The organism is Collibacillus ludicampi (assembly GCF_023705585.1).
Classification (GTDB): Bacteria; Bacillota; Bacilli; order Tumebacillales; family BOQE01; genus Collibacillus; species Collibacillus ludicampi.
The window spans coordinates 339,047-355,434 of record NZ_BOQE01000001.1 but is presented as its reverse complement, the minus strand read 5'-3'; the positions used below and the strand labels follow the sequence as shown (position 1 = coordinate 355,434).

The following is a 16,388-nucleotide window of genomic DNA, read 5'->3' as shown; positions in this document are numbered from 1 at the left end:
TCGTTATGTACGTGAGAAAGGAAATTGCCTTATGAATAAACAGAATGAAACTCCTCTCTTTTCGGCGCTTGTTGAACACGCGAAAAAAAACCCGATTCAGTTCCATATACCCGGTCATAAAAAAGGGAGCGGAATGCCTTCCGAATTCCGTGAATTTATCGGACAAAACGCTTTGTCGATCGATCTGATCAACATCGCACCGATGGATGATCTCCATCATCCAATGGGGATGATCCGTGATGCACAAGAGTTGGCTGCGGAAGCGTTCGGTGCCGATTACACGTTTTTTTCCGTTCAAGGAACGTCCGGCGCGATCATGACGATGATCATGTCGGTTGTCGGCCCCGGGGACAAGATTCTCGTTCCGCGTAATTTGCACAAATCGGTATTGACGGCGATTATCTTATCGGGTGCACAACCGATCTTCATGCATCCGGACGTGGATCACAATCTTGGAATCGCGCACGGTGTATCCGTAGAGACTGTTTCTATGATGCTGACACACCATCCGGATGTGAAAGCGATACTTCTCATCAACCCGACTTATTTTGGTGTGGCGTGTGACTTGCAAGCCATCGTGGAACTGGCACATGCGCGCAACATTCCCGTGATCGTGGATGAAGCGCACGGCGCGCATCTTCCTTTTCACGAGAAACTCCCTCTTTCTTCCATGAAGGCGGGGGCTGACATGGCAGCTACCTCGGTTCATAAATTGGGTGGATCGTTGACACAGTCATCCATCTTGAACGTTCGTGAGGGACTGGTCAATCCATCACATGTTCATGCGATCTTATCGATGCTTCATACGACATCGACTTCTTATTTATTGCTAGCATCACTGGATGTGGCGCGCAAGAATCTTTATATGCACGGGCATGAATTGATCGATACCGCGATCCGTTTGGCGGAACGGGCGCGTAAGGAGATCAACGAAATCCCCGGGCTCTATTGTTTTGGCGAGGAAATTCTGGATTCGTCCTCGAAGTTTGCCTTCGACCCCACCAAATTAACGATCTCTGTGAAAGAATTGGGCATTACGGGTCATCAGGTGGAGGAGATCTTACGGGAAGAATTTAATATTGAAGTGGAACTTTCCGATCTTTATAACATCCTTTGTATCGTTACATTCGGAGATACGGACGAAACGATCGACATTCTTGTATCCGCCTTGCGTCGCATTTCGGAGAAATTTGTGGGGCAGCGCGATAAAACAGAAGTTCGTGTGAAGATACCGGCGGTACCCCTCCTCGCAATGTCCCCAAGGGACGCTTTTTATGCAAAAACGGAAGTCGTTCCTCTCGATGAAGCGATCGGTCGCACGTTTGCGGAACTCGTGATGGTCTATCCACCGGGGATTCCGATTTTGCTTCCCGGCGAAATCGTCACACAAGAGAACGTGGATTATATCCGCGAACATATGAAAGCGGGTTTGCCCGTACAAGGAACGGATGATCCGAATATCGAGTACGTGAAGGTGGTTGCACAGTCTATCTGATTGCAGATAGACTGTTTTTTATTGATATGTACTTTCTTCCTCCTGCACCATTCGATTACTAATGAAGTTTTGATCGGTAATCGGTATACTATTCTGCGTACATTTTATGGCCGAATCTTGTTGATCAAGTACGGAGGAACCAACTTTTGGGGTGAACCTATTGGTAACCAACAGGCGGGGGATCCTTCACCCGAACCCGTCAGCTAACTCCGGAGGCCTTTGAAGGAGGAAGTGAATATGAAAGAACGTGTCAAAGCACTGGCTATGGGAGCCATTCTGTGTGGTGCTTTGTTTGGATCTGCACAAGCGTCCGCGACAACATATACGGTACAAAAGGGTGACACACTTTATGACCTCTCGAAGAAGACAGGAACGACTGTGAGCGCCTGGAAGATTGCGAATCATCTTACAAGCGATAAAATTCAGTCGGGAAAAGAAATGAATCAACCGATGTCGTATCGTGTTGTTGAAGGGGATACCCTTTGGAAGCTATCGCAGAGATACAACACGACTGTGGAAGAAATTCAACGAGCAAACGGTTTGCAAGGGTCCTTGATCTTGGTTGGACAAGTCTTACAGCTTCCTGTTGGCAGCAAGGAGGTAACGGCTGCAGCCTCTGCTACACCGGAAGAACCAACAGAGGGGAACAAGACCGCTCCGGTTCATACGGATCAAGCTTCACCTGTTGCCGATGCGCAAGTCGTAAAGACGCTTGATTGTGTAGCGACTGCATACGGTCCTGCAGATTCTACAGGATGGGGCGGTTTGACAAAGACAGGCAAGCACGTAGCACAGGGAATGATCGCCGTGGATCCGAATGTGATTCCACTGGGATCCAAAGTGTGGATTTCCGGCTATAACGATCCGAACCTCCCGGCCGGTGGCTTCATGGCCACTGCTGAAGATACCGGCGGGGCGATTCGTGGCAACCGTATCGATATCTATATTCATGCGGATGACGCTACGGTGCGTAAATTTGGCGTACAAAATGTAACAGTAAAAGTACTGAAGTGAGATTTCAGTGGGTAAAAAGGGCTTCTTCTTTTTGAGAGGGAAGCCCTTTTTTGCATGCTACATATTTTCGAAATAAGAGGGGAATACTGGAAACGAAGGTGGTGTACTTATGCAATCCATCCATATTCTTCATCTTGTTCGTCCCGCGGAAGGAGGCATGCTGCAGCATGTACAGCATCTGCTCAGAGGGTCTTCCGCTTCCTTTCAAGTTTCCGTTGCCTGTCCGCCTGATTCACGTCTCTTTCGTGAAGCTCCTGAAGGAGTCAGACGAGTGGGTATTCCTATTTATGATGGATGGGCGCCATATCATGATCTCTTGGCGTCCTTACGTTTGAAAGAATGGATGGAGAACAATCCAGTGGATATTCTGCATATGCACGGAGCAAAAGCGGGGCTTGTCGGAAGATTGGCTGCACGAATGATGAAAAAAACCCCTCGTCTCGTGTATACCATACATAACTTTATAGAACCGAAGAATAGGTGGCGGAAAAGGGTCTATCAGGGATTGGAACAATGGCTGCTGCGTGATACCGATTGTTTGATCACAGTTTCTCATGCATTGGCAAAACATTGCGGATCTCGACTCGATGTGTCTGAGGAGAAAATCCGTATCATCCATAATGGAGTTGCTCTACCCAGGGAACCTTTTACAGTTACTGATGCAAGGAAATTTCTTGGGGTAGCAAACGACCGTTTTGTCATCGGGACGATCAGTCGTCTGATCTATGAAAAAGGAGTTTCCTTCTTGCTAGACGCATTCCATACGCTTCTGCGTTGTGGTTATGATATGGATCTCGTCATCATCGGTGACGGGCCTGAACGAGACAAGTTGGAAAGAATGGCAGCAAAAATCGATACAAAAGGTCGTATCCGTTTTCTCGGACACGTCCCCGACGCAGTTCGTTTTCTCAGAGGATTCGATCTTTGCGTGATTCCTTCTTTGCAAGAAGGTTTTGGTCTTGTCGCGGCCGAGTCGATGCTTGCGGGTGTTCCCCTGATCGCTACATTCGTGGGGGGATTAGAAGAAGTTGTACAAGACGGAGAAACCGGCCTGCTTGTCCAACCGGGAGATGCGTGTGCACTGGCAAAAGCGGTGGAACGAATGTATATGGATCCGCCTTTGAAACGACAATTGGCAATGAAAGGAAAGGAGTATGCGACTGCCTATTTTACGGTTTCCAAAATGTTACAAGAAACGTTAGAAGTGTATCGTGCTTGCATGAAAGAAAGGGGAGCGTTTGATGAAGAGAAAGTTTCTTTATAACAAAGGGAGAAAGGAACTGATCTTTCTCTCTCTGCTCTCCATTTTGATGATGCTTATCCCGCAGAAATCGGTGCTCGCGGAAAGCATTCGATCGCACAAACGGGTGATCCTCGTTTTGGCTGCAGGTCTCTCCCTTGAACATATTTCACCTGAAAAAACGCCCAATCTATATACATTGATGAAAAAAGGATCCATTGGAATGATGAGTACCAATACGGCCGGGATACGTTCGGAGGAAGCCGCTTATGCGACGATAGGTGCCGGAAACAAAGTGACGGGCGAAAAACAGGCATGTTTGTCATTTGAAAAGGATGAACGGGTCATCTTGCCCGACGAGTATCAGGCGATCAAGGGACGTGACTTGTATGAACGAAACCTTGGATCTCCCGCTCTTGGTGATGTGGTCTTTCCGTATATGATGCCGCTTACAAACGTGAACCAGTCCCTTCCTTATCGTTTTCAACTCGGTTGGATGGGGGAACAGATCAAAGACATGGGCGGTAAAACCGCCGTGATCGGGAACAGCGACCTAGGAAATCGTTACTATCGTTTGGCGCCCTTGATTACAATGAACCAAGCGGGTCAAACGGATTTCGGTCAAGTGGGAAACGAGGTGTTGTGTAAAGACCCTGTCCAGCCTTTCGGAATCCGCACAGATTATGAGAAGTTATATCAATCCTATTTACGAGTGCGGGACAAGGCGACATTAACGGTGATTGAGACAGGGGATTTGTTGCGCTTACATGCGGAAAAAGAGCAAATCGACTCTGCGGTCGCGGAACATGTATATATGCAGGATCTCGCACGCATGGATAGTCTGATTGGCCGTTTGTTCTCTGAAATTGATTCGCAAACGTTATTGATCGTTGCGAGTCCACTGTCATTCTCGGACATGGGTATCGGGCAAGAAGGGATCACCCCATTAGTCATGGCGGGCGGAGACTTCAAGCCGTCGGGAGTCCTTTATTCAAATACGACGAAGATCCAAGGACTCGTTACGAATTATGATCTTGCCCACACTATACTTTCCTTTCTAGGCGGGACAGCGGGCAGCGAATTCGTTTTGGGGCAGCCCATGACAAGCGTGCGGCATGACGGATTTTCACTCACTGATTTGCGCCGATGGTCGTCAGAATGGGAGCTTCCCAATCTGGTGCGGATACCCGTGCTGCGTTTCTATGTGGAACTTTTGATCGCTCTTCTCATGCTGGCGTTCCTGGCACATCCATTGAAATGGCGATTGTTTCACATGATCCGATCCTTCCTGGAACGCCTGCTCGTCGTTCCTCTCGCTATGGTTGTCGTTCCGGTCTTCCATCCGGAGACAGCTTCGGCTACTCTCGAATGGTTGTTTCTAATCAGTATGACGACGATCGCCACACTTTCCTTCGTAAAGATGAGAATGCGGCGTTTGATGATCATCGGGGGACTCACCACCGGAGCCCTGTTGCTCGATATGTTAACAGGAGCTTCCTGTGTCAGACAATCCCTCTTGGGGTATGACGTGATCGGAGGAGCGCGTTATTACGGAATCGGTAATGAGTATATGGGAGTATTGATCGGAGCTTCTCTTTTGTTTGTGTATACGTTATTAGAATTGTATCCGCGCCACAAAAAACAGACGTATGCGTTTTCATTTCTTCTTTTTCTCGGGGTGATCTACCTGTTGGCCGCTCCCCAATTCGGTACCAATGCGGGGGGAGCGCTAGCCGCCGTGATCGGCTATACGTATTCGCTCTGTCTGTTTGCCCATGTGCAGACTCCGAAACAAAAAGGATGGCTTTTGACGGGAGCGACAATTCTCGGTTTTATCGCCTTGCTGGCCCTTAATCTGATCGTCCCGAACGGGGAACAGACGCATATCGGTAGAGCGGGATTTGTATTGTTACAGGGTGATCTGCATGCGATCGCTTCTATTATCGTCCGTAAGGCGGAATTGAATTTGCGTTTACTCGCCGTTTCATTATGGGGGAAATTATTTCTAATCACACTCGCTGGCGTATGTTTCTTCCTGTTCAGTCCCATGAGAAGCAAGTGGTTCACCCTGAGTTCACTCTGGAAGAAAGGGTTATTGACTGCGCTCGTCACAGGTCTCGCCGTTTTCGCACTTAATGATTCGGGAGTCGTGGCCGCTGCTAGTGTTCTTTTGTATATGGTCGTTCCAGTCATCGGATATGAAAGATAATCCCCCCGGCCTTTACTACGGAACGAAGAGGAAGCCTTTGGCCGGGAAGCGGAAGTATCGTAGCGGTCTATTTCGCCTGGTTGTGGTTGTCGGAGGGGCCGCTACTCCACATATTGCATCTTGATCGTCATGCCGCCGTCGATGACGATCTTTTGTCCTGTAATGAAGCCGGCCGCCTCACTCGCGAGAAAACGGCAGGCTTCGGCGATGTCGCAAGGAGTTCCTACCCGTCCCACCGGATGTTGGGAATGATCTTCCGGGCGTATATCTTTTCCGCCGGTCGTATCGATCCATCCCGGGCAGATTGCATTCACGCGAATGGCTGGCCCCAAGGAGTTGGCGAGTGCGTGTGTCAATGCCAGCAGTCCGCCTTTGGATGCGGCATACGCTTCGTTGTGCGGTTCGGACATCAAAGCTCGTGTCGAGGCGATATTTATGATGGCACCTTCCCCATTTTGTTGAACACTTTTTTTGATCAATGGAGCAGCAAATTTAGCCAAGAGGAACGGACCGCGCAGATTGATGGCCAATATGCGATCAAACGTTTCGATCTCGATCTCTTCGAGGGGGTGAAACCATGAAACTCCAGCATTGTTGATCAGGACATGCAAGTTTCCGAATTTCGTCTCGATCTCTTTGATCACACGTTTGACATCATCTGCTTTTGCCACATCAGCACAGATAAAATGGGCATGCCCGCCCATTTCCCTCAATTGGGCGAGTAAAGACAAACCTTTTTCTTCGTTTACATCAATAAATACCACTTGCTCTCCAGCTTGCACAAAAGAACGTACGATCGCCTCGCCGATCCCTTGTGCTCCTCCTGTGATCAGTACGACACGTTTGCTCATCGTCTACTCCTTTCTCGAATAGAGAGATTGGTTTGCCGGCTTTGCCAAACATACCGGAAGTCTCCAGCAATTAGTGTATCAATTTTTATACATCTCTGCATGGAAAGAAGTGTCGAATCAAAAGGATCATGGCTTTATAGAGGATTTTCTTTCGGTTTCACGAGAAAAGACAAGCATTCGTTTCTGTGTTAGAATGGTTAATAGTGTAAAAACGAAAGGAGTATTTCGTATGGAAAACATACAAGAAGGCATGTCTGCTTCTGATTTCACTTTGCCTGCATCCAACGGAGAAGATGTAACACTCTCTTCCTTCCGCGGGAAACATGTGGTTCTTTATTTTTATCCGAAAGATGATACGCCTGGATGTACGACGGAAGCATGCGGTTTCCGCGATCTTCATGATGATTTTGCGAGTGCAGATGCGGTCATCTTAGGTGTCAGCCCCGATCCAGTGAACAAACATGTGAAATTTATTGAAAAGTATGGGTTGCCATTTTTGTTGCTGGCGGATACAGAACATCGAGTGGCTGAGCTTTACGGTGTATGGAAGGAGAAGAAAAATTACGGACGAACCTATATGGGGATTGAGCGGACGACATTTGTGATTGACAAAACTGGTGTAATCCGCAAGATTTATCCAAAAGTCAAGGTAAATGGACATATGGAAGAGGTTCTCGCTTTTGTGAAAACTTTATAAAGAGTGTTCACAGCCCCATACAAAGAAGTCGAGATGTTTAACAAACAACATCTTTGATGAGCCTTCACAAAATAACTGGTGAACATGAGTTTGCCGAATGATTGATAAAGGGTATAGAATAGTAAGTAAAGGGGTGAGAAACATGATCACATTGACAGAAGCGGCAGCCGATAAAGTGCGCGCTTTGATTGAGCAAAAGAACAAGCCAGAGCTTGGTCTTCGTCTCTTTATCAAACCGGGCGGTTGCAGTGGTTTTAACTATGGTCTTGCGCTGGATGTGCAAAAAGAGGATGATCAGACCTTTACGCAACATGAAATCAACATCTTTGTCGATCCGAACAGCGCACCCTTTGTAGAAGGGGCAACGATCGATTATGTTGAAAACATGATGGGCGGAGGCTTCAAAATCGACAATCCTAACGCCGTTTCAACCTGCGGGTGCGGAAGCTCTTTCCGAACTGCAAAGGAACACGGTCAACCGGGTTCTTGTTGTTGAACCTGCATAACAAAGAGCGTATCTTGCTTCTGAGATACGCTCTTTGTCTTTAGTCATCATGTTTTAAGTGCAGATAATCATGTAATGTTTTGAGTACATCCTCGTCCAAAAGGTCGGAATCCGGTGAATGTTCAAGGATGCTTTTTAATTCATAGGCGGCTTCCAATGCGTACATTTTACGTGCCGCGGGTTTCGTCTTGGCAGTCGAGATACTGTTTAAGTCAGGATGGAAAGCGATATATGCAAGTTCAATCTGGGCCGGAAAATGTTTTTCAACCACTTTCTTCAACGCGGACAAGCAATGCCATTCCTTAGAGAGAATGGGATTGGATAACACAGAGTGAGAAGGTGATAGCTCCCCATCCGTCGCGTTATGACCCGGTTTCGGCATAGCCGCCCATTTTTCCATCAAGCGCAACAGATCTTCCTGTTGTTCCGGAGTGATCTGTTCGAGGAGTTCAAGGAAACGTTCCCGGTTCACTATCATCGTTTTTGCTCCTTCTCGCAAGAGATAGTCGTCTCCAATCATTATACGAATTATTTCTCAAAAATACCATGGCCGCAAAAGAGGTTAAACAGCCACCCTAAATATGGTAAACTAGGTTTATGGTGTTCAATCTGAATGACTACAAATGTTTAAGCAGGGGGGAGAAGCGTGGCCGACCTGCATTTTCGCGAAGAAAAAGTATTTAAAGATCCTGTGCACGATTACATTTATGTCAAAGACCCGTTCGTTTGGTCATTAATAAACACACGTGCATTCCAACGGCTTCGCAGGATCCGGCAAATGGGAACATCGTTTCTTGTGTTTCACGGAGCTGAACATAGCCGATTTACACATTCGTTGGGAACCTATGAAATCATGCGGCAAGTGCTCTCCCATTTTTCCCGCAATCATAATTGGCCGCAAGATGAGAGAATGGTACGATTGGCTCTGGCTTCCGCGTTGCTTCATGACATCGGGCACGGACCCTTTTCTCATGCATTCGAGGGCGTTTTCAAAACCCACCATGAAACGTGGACGAGGCGTATTCTCATGGAGGATCGCGAGATTCACGGCATCTTGTCTCAGATCGATACAGATTTCCCTTCCGACCTTCTCTCCGTGATCAGTAAAGGGCAGAAATTTCCCCTGTTGGAGCGTCTCATCGCCTCAGAAATGGATGTTGACCGCATGGATTATCTGTTGCGTGATGCGTTACATACAGGCGTGACGTACGGACGGTTTGAGTTGGAGCGTCTGATACGAATCATGAGACCATTCGGGCATGATATTGTTATCAAGCAATCCGGGATGCATACGGTCGAACAGTATTTGTTGGCACGCTACTTCATGTATACACAGGTGTATCTTCATTCCACGACCATTGGAAGCGACGTGCTTTTAGGGAAAATTTTAAGCCGTGCCCGTGATCTGTTCCAGGAGGGACAACTGAAGTATTGTCCAAAAGAATTGGTTCCATTCTTTGAAAAACCGGAATCGGAAATCACAGTTGAGGAGTTTCTGCAGTTGGATGACACGGTCATGCATTATGCATTTTCATGCTGGAGGGAAGAAGAAGACCTTTCGCTCCGTGATTTGGCGGCTAGGTTTCGCGACAGACGTTTACTCTCTTCAGTCGCTTGTCGGCACCCATTGGATGTGGATACTCTCCTTGAAATTCAACATGCTTTTGACGATGCCGGCATTCCTTCAGACTCTTATTTGTCTTACAAAGCGATCTCCACAGGAGGGTATCTTTATAAACAAGGGATAAAATATGTGGGGGATGACGGGAGACTTCGTGATGTATGCGAAGCATCTAAACTCATTCATTCATTGGTTCCTGAAGTGTATCATCGTTTCTATTATCCGAAAGACCTGGTCGAGGCAAATCATGATCGGCATACGCTTGTCGAGTTGTTACATAAGCTACAACGATAAGAGATCTGCGCTGGAAAGTGAGAGTTTGAAGACGAAAATGATGAATGATCGAGTACGTGTAAATCGAACACGGAGAGTGAGGTGAGGGATGATGAGTTCTACCCGAAAAGCCTTGCCCGTCCTTTTTCTCGTCATGTTTTTGGTCATGCTCGGTTTCGGCATTGTCATTCCGGTTCTTCCTTTGTATGCACGCGAACTTGGTGCCAGTTCTCTGACTCTCGGTTGGCTCATGGCTACCTATTCTTTCATGAACTTGCTTTTTTCACCCATATGGGGAAATATCTCCGACCGGATGGGCAGAAAACCTGTGATGTTGATCGGATTGTTTGGATTTGGTATCGCGTACGTCGCTTTTGGTCTAGCGACGGAATTGTGGCAACTGTTCGTTTCGAGAATCCTGGCAGGAGCCTTGTCAGCTGCTGCGATGCCGACCGCGATGGCTTACGTGGCTGACATAACCACAGAAGAGACGCGCGGAAAAGGGATGGGGATGATCGGTGCGGCGGCAGGTCTAGGTTTTATTTTTGGTCCTGCCATTGGCGGTTCTTTATCCAAATGGGGTTACGATAAACCGTTTCTCTTCGCGGGGATGTTAGCCGCGTTAACGTTTATCGTCGCGTCGATCGTTCTGAAAGAATCATTACCGAAAGAGAAGCGCCAATCACCTGGTAAAAAAACGTCCCGCTGGTCAGCATTTCGTGGCTCTCTCGCCTATCTGTATATCATGTCGTTCGTTGTGAGCTTTTCTCTGGCCGGTCTTGAAAGCACATTTGCTTTCTATGCTGTCGATAAGTTGCATATGACTTCTGTCCAATTGGGATATGTGTTTGTGGTCATGGGGGTCGTTGGCGCCTTTATTCAAGGAGGATTGATCGGCAAGCTGATCAAGCGCTTCGGTGAAGACCGCGTGATCCAGATCGGCTTACTGGTATCGGCGATCGGATTTTTATTGATCGTCAGGGTGACCGATATGGTAACAGGCGCCATTTTCCTGGCTGTATTTGGAGCCGGAAACGGAATGATTCGACCGAGCGTCAGTGCATTGATCTCAAAACGGACGACATTTGGGCAGGGGAATGCGTTGGGATTATTAGGATCACTCGATTCTCTGGGCAGAATCGCCGGTCCCCCGGTCGGCGGCCTTCTTTACGCGAAAGGAATGACTTTGCCCTATTATTCAGGAGCGATCATGTCTATAGTCGCTTTACTTCTGCTTTTTTATTTTCAGAAACTTGTTCAGACGAGTGAAGACTCGTCTGTATAGAGGGCTCTATTGAAAACAGGATAAAAGGTTGAGCAGTTCGGGAGAAAGAATCGTTATGGAGAAAGGTCTGTACAAACGGCGATCACCGTTTGCGCAGACCTTTTTTCCAAAAGAGAAGCAAGATGAGAATGACGATGAGTAAGACCACATAGTTGAGATAGTGAAAGATCCCGTGAATTTCTTCCCAATTTTGTCCAAGCTTGATGCCGATGTAAGTAAATAACCAGCACCAAGGGATGACACCGATCGTGCTGTAAAATAAAAATTTGCCGAGCGGCATGCGAGAGATGCCAGCAGGGAGAGAGATATATGTGCGTACCACAGGCAATAGACGGCCGAAGAATACGGTCGCTTCACCGTAGTGGGAGAACCACCGATCTGCCGTATCCAAATGTTTTTCGTTAAACAAAATATATTTACCGAATTTCTTGAGAAAGACCCTTCCCCCTGTAGCACCGATGATATAAAACACAAGGGAACCTAAAATATTCCCGATCGTCCCGGCGATGACGACAGGCCAGAATCCGAGTTTCCCCAAGGAAACAAGATATCCTCCGTAGGGCATGGTGACTTCGCTCGGTAAAGGAATACCCATGCTTTCAACGAACATAGCAACGAAAATGCCCCAATACCCGGCTCCTGCAACGATGTCACTCGTTACATGGGCCAAATACTCCAACAGATGACTCATCATTTCACCCTCTGCTACATATATTCACCTCCCCATTGTACACGATTTTCTCAGAAGAATCTTCCCTCTTGTAATAATCGCATCCGGGTACTACCGAGATTCGAACAATCATAGACTTGGAGAGTGTAACCAAGAAAACGTTCGAGCAAGTAAAAGAATGGATTTTTCGAAACAATGGAATCTACTTGTACGTGAAATATATAAATGTTATAGTAAGTTATTGAATGAACAAGGTTTCTTAGAAGCTGAAGTTGTGGTAGAATCTTAACGAAATTGGAAAAACGCCACACGAAAAAAAGTGAGGGAGTTTTCAATGTCGATTCTGCATAGTCTGGCGAATGATGCTTTCATAGCATTACAAGGGCTTACTGGAGCGATTAGTGCTTACCAAGTAGCGCTGTCACTGGCCGGGCTGAAGAAAAAAAGTGAAGAAATAAAAAATCCACCGGAGAAGACATTTGCAGTACTTGTTGCGGCGCACAACGAAGAAGAGGTTATCGCGCCACTGATCGAAAATCTACAGAATCTTGATTATCCCAGAGACATGTATGATATCTTCGTGATTTGCGATAACTGCACGGATCATACGGCGGATATCGTAAGAAAACATGGTGCGATCGCACTGGAACGTCATGACAAAGAGAAACGCGGGAAAGGTTATGCGATCGAATGGGCGTTAGAACGCCTCTGGGAAATGGAGAAAGAGTATGATGCGGTTGTCATGTTTGACGCGGATAACCTTGTCGCGAAGAACTTCCTCCGTGAAATGAACGAGAAGTTATGTCAGGGGGCGCGTGTGATTCAGGGGTACCTGGATACGAAGAACCCGTTCGATTCCTGGATCAGTATCTCGTACGCCGTCGCCTACTGGTTTACCAACCGTATGTGGCAATTGGCCCGATATAATTTAAATTTACCGAATGCTCTAGGCGGTACCGGGATTTGCATCGAAACGGCACTCCTGAAAGAGATCGGATGGGGGGCTACCAGCCTCACAGAGGATCTGGAGTTCACCGTGCGTTGCGTGGATCGTGGCATTAATCCTGTATGGGCACATAACGCGAAAGTATACGATGAGAAACCTTTGACTTTGAAGGCTTCTATGCGTCAACGGATTCGCTGGATGCAGGGGCATTTTGACTGTGCACGTAAATACATGTTCCCTCTGCTCCGCAAAGCGATTGTTACACGAAACTTGTCCATGTTTGATTCGGCATTGTACTTGTTCCAGCCGATGCGTCTTTTGATCGTGTTGTTCACATCGATCATGCTTTACTTGCAAGTCGGTTATCCTGAGTTTTTCCAATTGACCAACCTGTCGGCGATCCTGCCGAACTGGTTCTGGATTGTTGTGAACGTGCTTCTTTATCTGCAGATGCCGTTGGCCATGTTGCTTGAACGCGTTCCTTGGAAAGCGTATTTAGGTCTGATTATCTTCCCTCTATTCGTATTTACTTGGTTTCCAGTCACGGTTGCAGGATATTTCACCCGGAATAACAGGGAATGGAGCCACACGGTGCATACTCGCGCTGTTCGTTTAGAGGAGATCTCTCACTGATTGGGATTGAACTTCAGTAAAAACGAGACGTCAAACACGTCTCGTTTTTTTATTCGCTATCGCTCATAAAAAACGAATAATTTGAAACATATGAATTTACATTGAGTGGGGAGGAACTCTTTGGTATTATGTAGTATGAATACCATAAGCATCACAGAAATTGGAAAACAAGGCTTGAAAAATCATTCGGACTATTCATCGAATCGTGAGAGGGGAACTTGCTTGAATAAAGGGCCAAAATCGGTCAGGGTTACACGGCTGAAATTTATGCTTGGGGAGAATATGAAATCGTAAAGCTTTTCTATAAAACAATCCCCCAGTTCATTATTGACCACGAACTGAATGTGAGCCAGGCGGTAGATAAACTCGGTCTTCCTGTCCCGAAAGTCTTTGGAATGGTTGACGTCGAAGGAAAAAAAGGGATTGTATATGAGCGAATAGTTGGGATCACGATGACTTCGTACATATCCAGGAATCTGTGGAATGTCGACAAAGAAGCGAAAAGGTTAGCCGAACTTCATTATGAATTACATAAAACCGAAAGCAGCGGCTTACCTTCACAAAAGAATATCGTAAGAGCAAGAATTGAACAGGTGGACTGTTTAACGGACAGCGATAAACAATTGATTCGAGAGCACCTCGATCGGTTGCCTGACGGAAATCAAATATGCCATGGGGATTTTCATCCTGATAATATCATGTTGACTCGTCAAGGTCCCGTCATTATTGACTGGACGACCGGAACCAGCGGGAATCCTTTAGCTGATGTCGCCCGAACCATTCTGATACTGAAATACGGTGCTTTACCATCAGGACTACCCGCAATTGTTAAGTTATTGATTCCATCATTACGAAAGCGGATTTGCAATAAATATGTAAACAGGTATTTGGAAATCTCCGGCTCGGCCATTGATCAGATCAACGAATGGATGCTGCCAATTACTGCGGCCCGACTCTCTGAAACTATACCTGAGGAGGAAAAGGGAAAATTACGGTCTTTGCTGGATGCTCTGTTGGAGGCAGCGAGAACGTCTGCCTAAGGTCTTAGAACCGATCTGATTCATTGAGGTAAGGTTGTTCCGCTTCTTTGATATATTAAGAGGTCATATGCTTCGCACGTAATAGCGACTTTGAAGATCGTCTCGCAACTTTTGAATATTAATATATGCGAGACGACCTTCACGGAGCATAAGCGCAAAGCATATACCCGCTGAGACGACCTCACCGAATCAAAGCGAAGCATACTCCCGTTGGCCGCATATATTCAAGAGCGTGCAGGGGTGTTCGTTTGTGCCGAGAGCATGATACGCAATGCTTCGCGTCCGCTTGTTCCGGGAACGATTCCGAGTTCCTGTGCCTTAAATGTTGAAGATTCCACCGTTCCTTTCAAAAGTTCCTCAAGCGTTTTTACACCAACCATCCTTGCCGCAATGATTTCCCTCTCGCTCAGACGTTCATTTAACAGTTGGATATCAAGCGCCCCGCACATGATGTATCCAATGTTCGTTGTAATCGCGAGCAGATTGGTTTTGGGAAGGGCTACATGAATACCGATGACCGTTTGCCCGTCAACGGTCATAGGAATCATTGAAACCATGAGAATCCTCCTCGCCAGTTCATCAATTTTCACGGTAACCACTCATGCCGCATTTGTTTCGCCCGCATAAGAGAACACATTTTTCAAAGCCAGGTTGCGATTAAAATGGGTATGAAGAGGCTCGTATTATTACACACTACGTTTGCTTAAGTATATTCGGGGGGATTGGCAGTGTTGCAATGGGGCTAAGATATATACAAATCAAATCCTGTTTTGTAAAATAAGGAAAAGTAGCTGAAAGAGGGCGATATCATGAAGGATCTGACAACCATTTTGAAGGAACTGACGGAGGCCTCGGGCGTCCCGGGACAGGAACAAGAAATACGCGAATTGATGCAGGCGTATTTAAAGCCACTCACCGATGAAGTGTATACAGATAACCTGGGAAGCATCGTAGGACGTAAGGTAGGGCTGGCGGGCGGTCCCAAGGTCATGATGATGGGGCACATGGACGAGATCGGATTTATTGTGACCCATATAACGAAAGATGGTTTTATCAAATTTCAAACGCTCGGAGGGTGGTGGTCTCAAGTCATGCTGGCACAGCGCGTGAAAATCAAAACGCGCAAAGGGGATATCATCGGTGTGATCGGTTCCAAGCCGCCGCATGTTTTACCGCCTGAAGAGAGAAACAAGGTTGTCGATATCAAGCATATGTTTATCGATGTAAGCGCCACGAGTGACGAACATGCCAAAGAGATGGGAATTCGTCCCGGAGATCCAATCGTACCGATTTGTCCATTTACCGTAATGGCAAACGAAAAAATGTACATGGCAAAAGCTCTCGATAACCGTGCCGGCTGTGCGGTCGCCATTGAGGTATTAAAAAACTTGCAAGGAATTGACCACCCCAATGTGGTCTACAGCGGGGCCACTGTTCAGGAAGAAGTAGGTCTTCGCGGTGCACAAACGAGTACATATATGATCGAACCTGATGTATTTTTTGCTTTGGATGTAGGTATCGCGGGGGACACGCCGGGGATTGCCGACTCTGCAAACATGCCGAACGCCAAGTGCGGGAAAGGCCCGACGATTGTGATCTATGACGGCTCGATGGTGCCGCATACAAAGCTGCGTGATCTCGTCATAGATACGGCGGAAGAAGAAGGAATCCCTTATCAGTATGATGCGATTTCCGGTGGAGGAACTGACGCGGGGCGCGCTCATCTTGTACACCAAGGTGTTCCCTCACTGGTGATCGGTTTTCCTACACGCTATATCCATAGTCATGCGTCAATCATTCATCATGACGATCTGCATCATGCGGCAAAATTGTTGGCTGCCGTTGTGAAAAAGCTCGATCAGAAAACGGTGGAATGGCTCAAATCGTAACATAGCCAAGAAAGATGAAT

The 16,388-nt window shown here is 46.9% G+C and carries 15 protein-coding genes and 1 riboswitch; of the genes, 11 read left to right on the top strand and 4 right to left on the bottom strand.

Going from position 1 to position 16,388, the window contains the following annotated elements; genetic code table 11:
• The first annotated feature begins 31 nt into the window (after positions 1-31).
• From DNHGIG_RS01850 to DNHGIG_RS01835, 4 genes are all read left to right on the top strand, one after another.
• Positions 32-1,495 carry an aminotransferase class I/II-fold pyridoxal phosphate-dependent enzyme gene (locus DNHGIG_RS01850; RefSeq protein WP_282198078.1) on the top strand — a complete coding sequence of 488 codons (1,464 nt, stop codon included), beginning with the start codon at positions 32-34 and terminating at the stop codon, positions 1,493-1,495.
• A 98-nt stretch (positions 1,496-1,593) separates the two neighbouring features.
• A riboswitch (cyclic di-AMP (ydaO/yuaA leader) is annotated at positions 1,594-1,728 on the top strand.
• Positions 1,729-1,732: 4 nt separating this feature from the next.
• Complete coding sequence (locus tag DNHGIG_RS01845) at positions 1,733-2,509, top strand: LysM peptidoglycan-binding domain-containing protein (RefSeq protein WP_282198077.1); 777 nt, start codon at positions 1,733-1,735, stop codon at positions 2,507-2,509.
• Between the two features lie 109 nt (positions 2,510-2,618).
• Positions 2,619-3,773, top strand: coding sequence for a glycosyltransferase family 4 protein (locus DNHGIG_RS01840; protein WP_282198076.1), 1,155 nt, complete (start codon positions 2,619-2,621; stop codon positions 3,771-3,773).
• Entirely contained in the window at positions 3,751-5,958 is a 2,208-nt protein-coding gene (locus DNHGIG_RS01835) for an alkaline phosphatase family protein (RefSeq protein ID WP_282198075.1), read from the top strand. Before DNHGIG_RS01840 ends, DNHGIG_RS01835 begins: the two co-directional genes overlap by 23 nt.
• A gap of 101 nt (positions 5,959-6,059) precedes the next feature.
• Here the strand turns inward: DNHGIG_RS01835 and DNHGIG_RS01830 are convergent, their stop codons facing one another.
• On the bottom strand, positions 6,060-6,809 hold the full coding sequence (locus DNHGIG_RS01830) for an SDR family NAD(P)-dependent oxidoreductase (protein WP_282198074.1): 750 nt from the start codon (positions 6,807-6,809) through the stop codon (positions 6,060-6,062).
• Between the two features lie 229 nt (positions 6,810-7,038).
• Here DNHGIG_RS01830 and bcp point away from each other — a divergent pair, with 229 nt between their 5' ends.
• Complete coding sequence (gene bcp, locus DNHGIG_RS01825) at positions 7,039-7,506, top strand: thioredoxin-dependent thiol peroxidase (RefSeq protein ID WP_282198073.1); 468 nt, start codon at positions 7,039-7,041, stop codon at positions 7,504-7,506.
• Between the two features lie 142 nt (positions 7,507-7,648).
• Complete coding sequence (gene erpA / locus DNHGIG_RS01820; RefSeq protein ID WP_282198072.1) at positions 7,649-8,002, top strand: iron-sulfur cluster insertion protein ErpA; 354 nt, start codon at positions 7,649-7,651, stop codon at positions 8,000-8,002.
• A 49-nt stretch (positions 8,003-8,051) separates the two neighbouring features.
• Here erpA and DNHGIG_RS01815 read toward each other — a convergent pair whose 3' ends face one another.
• The gene (locus DNHGIG_RS01815) at positions 8,052-8,489 is read right to left on the bottom strand and encodes a hypothetical protein (protein ID WP_282198071.1); all 438 of its coding nucleotides are present in this window, start codon (positions 8,487-8,489) and stop codon (positions 8,052-8,054) included.
• Between the two features lie 168 nt (positions 8,490-8,657).
• On the opposite strand from DNHGIG_RS01815, the gene DNHGIG_RS01810 reads away from it, so the two are divergent.
• Together DNHGIG_RS01810 and DNHGIG_RS01805 are read left to right on the top strand one after the other, a co-directional pair.
• Positions 8,658-9,926 carry an HD domain-containing protein gene (locus DNHGIG_RS01810; protein ID WP_282198070.1) on the top strand — a complete coding sequence of 423 codons (1,269 nt, stop codon included), beginning with the start codon at positions 8,658-8,660 and terminating at the stop codon, positions 9,924-9,926.
• 91 nt (positions 9,927-10,017) lie between these two features.
• Positions 10,018-11,190, top strand: coding sequence for an MFS transporter (locus DNHGIG_RS01805; protein WP_282198069.1), 1,173 nt, complete (start codon positions 10,018-10,020; stop codon positions 11,188-11,190).
• Between the two features lie 82 nt (positions 11,191-11,272).
• Here DNHGIG_RS01805 and DNHGIG_RS01800 read toward each other — a convergent pair whose 3' ends face one another.
• On the bottom strand, positions 11,273-11,881 hold the full coding sequence (locus tag DNHGIG_RS01800; protein WP_282198068.1) for a DedA family protein: 609 nt from the start codon (positions 11,879-11,881) through the stop codon (positions 11,273-11,275).
• Between the two features lie 313 nt (positions 11,882-12,194).
• Between DNHGIG_RS01800 and DNHGIG_RS01795 the strand changes: the two genes are divergently transcribed.
• Positions 12,195-13,439, top strand: coding sequence for a glycosyltransferase family 2 protein (locus DNHGIG_RS01795; RefSeq protein ID WP_282198067.1), 1,245 nt, complete (start codon positions 12,195-12,197; stop codon positions 13,437-13,439).
• Between the two features lie 239 nt (positions 13,440-13,678).
• Positions 13,679-14,479 carry an aminoglycoside phosphotransferase family protein gene (locus DNHGIG_RS01790; RefSeq protein ID WP_369414746.1) on the top strand — a complete coding sequence of 267 codons (801 nt, stop codon included), beginning with the start codon at positions 13,679-13,681 and terminating at the stop codon, positions 14,477-14,479.
• A 224-nt stretch (positions 14,480-14,703) separates the two neighbouring features.
• Here the strand turns inward: DNHGIG_RS01790 and DNHGIG_RS01785 are convergent, their stop codons facing one another.
• Entirely contained in the window at positions 14,704-15,036 is a 333-nt protein-coding gene (locus DNHGIG_RS01785; RefSeq protein WP_282198066.1) for a YunC family protein, read from the bottom strand.
• A 252-nt stretch (positions 15,037-15,288) separates the two neighbouring features.
• Here DNHGIG_RS01785 and DNHGIG_RS01780 point away from each other — a divergent pair, with 252 nt between their 5' ends.
• On the top strand, positions 15,289-16,368 hold the full coding sequence (locus DNHGIG_RS01780) for a M42 family metallopeptidase (protein WP_282198065.1): 1,080 nt from the start codon (positions 15,289-15,291) through the stop codon (positions 16,366-16,368).
• Positions 16,369-16,388: the final 20 nt, after the last annotated feature.